We start from the raw sequence: 3,568 nt of genomic DNA on the forward strand, positions 1-3,568 counted from the left end.
GCATATACTGTTTCAGTAACACTCGTATCATTTTCATCACGTACTATTTTTTTGAGTTTTGTACCAATAGCATCGTACACATAGGTAATTTCGCCTTCTTCAGTAGCTCCTTCAATTTCGATAGTAGTGGGTAAGTTTAAATGATTGTATGCAATATCTACGATACCTTTATTCATGTCTGTAACCATATTTCCATTGACATCATAGACATAATCATTTCGAATAGTGTTTCCGTCGTGAAACCCAAACGCTATTCCACTTTCATCTTCTACAGACAATAACTGATTCCCCTGATAGTGATAGTTTAATAAATCCATAGCTCCAAAATCGGTCGCATCAGTATTTCTGTGACCTTGACGTTCCAATTCCGTGATGTTACCATTTTTATCGTATCCTACCCAGTTTAGGTTGTAGTTTCCAGTATTATCAATAGCGGTTTCGATACGATTTAAGGCATCGTAGGTGTATACATAATTCTTGACACTATTGTCTACATTTTGTGTTTGCCAAGACGTACTGCTGATGTTTCCGTTGTATAGTTTTTTACTTGCATCGGCAATGTCATTGTATTGTAATCCAAAACTGAACAAATCGTTTCCTAAATTACCTACTTCATTGATGCCTTTTAACCAACCGCGAATGTTATAGGTATAATCAACTTCTTGGAGTTCTTTTTCTAAATCGACAATGACTAAATCTTTGAGTTGCGGATTTGCGTCATGACTCCACATAGAAATATCTCCATAATATTCAGTATCCGTTGCCAATACTTCAGAGGTATAGAATACTTCTCCATTTTTTAGGTAATAGATTTGTATTCCTCTACGTTCAATCGATAAGATATCGCCAGGGCTGTAGGTAGTTTTATCACCTCTATTGCTCCATAATTCATAGATACAAACAACACCATTCGATTTTAAATACATTCTATATTCAATATCGCTATGATTTGTACTCGTACTGGCTGTATTGTTAAGCCCAACCATAATAGGTTTATTCGTTTGAAGCGTCGTGAATTTGATATATCCATCACCTGTAATGGCATCAGCTGTGGTTAAACCTGCATTCCAACCGGCAACAGTTCCTGTCTTAGAAATGAGTCCAGCTGTCTCGCTAGTACCATCCAAATTTGTATACGTAGATATTGTAGGTAGTGCCCCGCCAACTTGTTTTTGAATTAGTTGTCCTAATTCATCATAGTTATTTTTCGCAATGAGTTGCGGAGCATTACCATCAATAGTTTGTATTTGTCGTAGCATTCTTCCTGTATGATCGTATGTAAAAGCATCATTCGTTACTATGGGAGCTGCTGTTCCTTTTGTGTGAATACTTTTGGTGGTTAAAACTTTTCCAGAGAAATCTAGTTGACTGCTAATCGCATCTTTTGCTACTAGATATTCGTTGTTGGAAGTAGTATAAACTGCTTGTCCTTTCTCATCATAATAAGAAACAGAAGTAATCCATTTTTCGGTTTCCAATACTCGCACTTTACTTCCAGTTGGTAAGCCTTTGGTTGCGGTTGAAAATTCTGCTCCAAATGCGGCATATCCGATTCGAACGTTTTCTAATTGTACTCCTGTATCACAAAAAGAAGCATCTCCAACCAAAGGTGCGTTTGGGGCTTCTGTAGCATAAAAGACAATCCCATTTTTTTTGTAACGTATTTGAGTTCCTACGCGCTCTACTTTGAAAGTATCTCCTATCACAAAATTGGTGTAAGGAATTGCTATTGAGCTCCCGTTTTGGAAGATGTATACTCTAGAAGCAGTTCCGTAGCCAAGGTAAATAGCATAGTCTATTGTAGTGTAGTGATTTCCTGTAGCTGAATCATATGCGGAAAGACCAATCATGACTCTTTTATCAGTTTGAGTCACTGTAAACTCAATAAAACCATCGCCAGTAATTTGTTCATTGGAAATAAATCCTGAATTATCCCAACTCGTTGGGAGTGTTTTTGTGATGGTTCCATCACTTGTAACTTCTAAGCTAGCAGTTGAACCCGTGTCAAAATCATAGGAATCAGAAAAATGTTCTCCAGTATTCCAATTGTAATCGTCATAATAATTGATGGTTAAAATTTCAACAGGTTCGTCAGCTTGTGGAAAAACATTTCCAGTATAAAAGATCGTAGTTCCTGAAATAGTATTTTCAGTTATGGTTCGTGTCTCAAAAAGATCGGATTCGTTGATATTTTCTTTTAGATCATCAATACCGTCAAAATTTTCGAAGATTCCTGTGTAGGCAACCCTACCAAAAACATCATATTTAGTGAATAGCCATTCATTTTTCATTCTTTGTTTGGCATCTTGCGTAAGCACAGGGCGGTCTAGTTTGTCATATAGAATATATTCCCATCCTTTTCCTGGAATTTTCTTTTCTATGAGTCTGTTTCTATGGTCATACTTGTATTGATAACATAATTCTGAAAGTTCACTGGCTGAAACACCATCTGCTGTATTCACCTTTGGTGGCAACACATAGGTTAAATTTCCAAAATCATCATAGATATAATAGGTATCATGCGGAATACTTTCGTTGTACGTTCTTTTTAGAACGACTTGCCCTAAGTGATTTTTAAATTCTTCTGTGGTATGATTTGGCGTACCATCATCTGTCCAGTTTTCATCTTTAATATTATTTTTATACAGTTCTCCAGCAGTATAAAATCCAACATCTGTTAAACTAATCGTTTCCGTATCTCCTGCAGGATGTGAAACCTCAAATAGCTTTACATTATCGCTAGTTGAATTCGCTTGATAGTCCATTTTGATGGTATGATCATCATCAGAAGTTGGATCAATACGCCAATCTTCTCCAGGAGCCCCTTGTTTTAAAACTCTATTAAGTGGCGAATTATCGAATTGTTTTTCACTATACGGATTGATGATAGTTCCACCCAAATCATCTGGGAATTTTGAATTGTAATAGGTTGACAAACCTCCGTTTATAATTCCATCATTATCTTGATAGCTCAAATTTGAAGTTCCGATTCCTTGGCCTGGATTAACATAGGGTAAGTATTCTATATGTTGTCTTCCAAAATCATCATAAGTAAATGGGATAATAATATCATATCCATTTCCACCGCTTCTGGCATTGATTTGCTGTTTTGGTCGTCCCAAACCATCGTAATAGGTAATGGTTTCTACTTTATCATCTTTATTTGCGACCGTTCCATCTTGAGTCGGTTGTAAGTATGTTGTTTTTTTAACATAATTTTCTGTGGTAGTCTGACCAAGGACTAATATTGGCGCTACCAATAGGATTATATAAATGAGTTTTTTCATTGTCTTAGTCATTGTTTCTGTAGTTATATTCGTTTTTAGAAAGCATGTTTCCGTCGGCATCTTTCACCGTTTTGAGTCGATAAGAATCATCATACTCAAAGTAGCTTGTGTATCCTTTGACATCAGTAATACTGGTGACTCCAATTAATGGATTGTAGGTATAGGTACTTACCATAGCATTTGGAAATGCAGTCCGAAGCTCATTGAGTTTGGTTCTCAGAAATTCCTCTGAAATAGAGTCTATATCAGCATTAGAAGCATTTATAGCATTGTTGATGGCT

2 protein-coding genes are annotated in these 3,568 nt (G+C 36.2%); both read right to left on the reverse strand.

Going from position 1 to position 3,568, the window contains the following annotated elements; translation table 11 throughout:
• On the reverse strand, positions 1 to 3,287 hold a 3,287-nt coding region (locus MK119_RS24055), incomplete at its 3' end, for a DUF6443 domain-containing protein (protein ID WP_290684254.1).
• A gap of 4 nt (positions 3,288 to 3,291) precedes the next feature.
• The coding region (locus MK119_RS24060) for a hypothetical protein (RefSeq protein WP_290684257.1) at positions 3,292 to 3,568 on the reverse strand (277 nt) is incomplete at its 5' end.

It is taken from the genome of Kordia sp., assembly GCF_022447245.1.
In the GTDB taxonomy this organism is placed as follows: Bacteria; Bacteroidota; Bacteroidia; order Flavobacteriales; family Flavobacteriaceae; genus Kordia.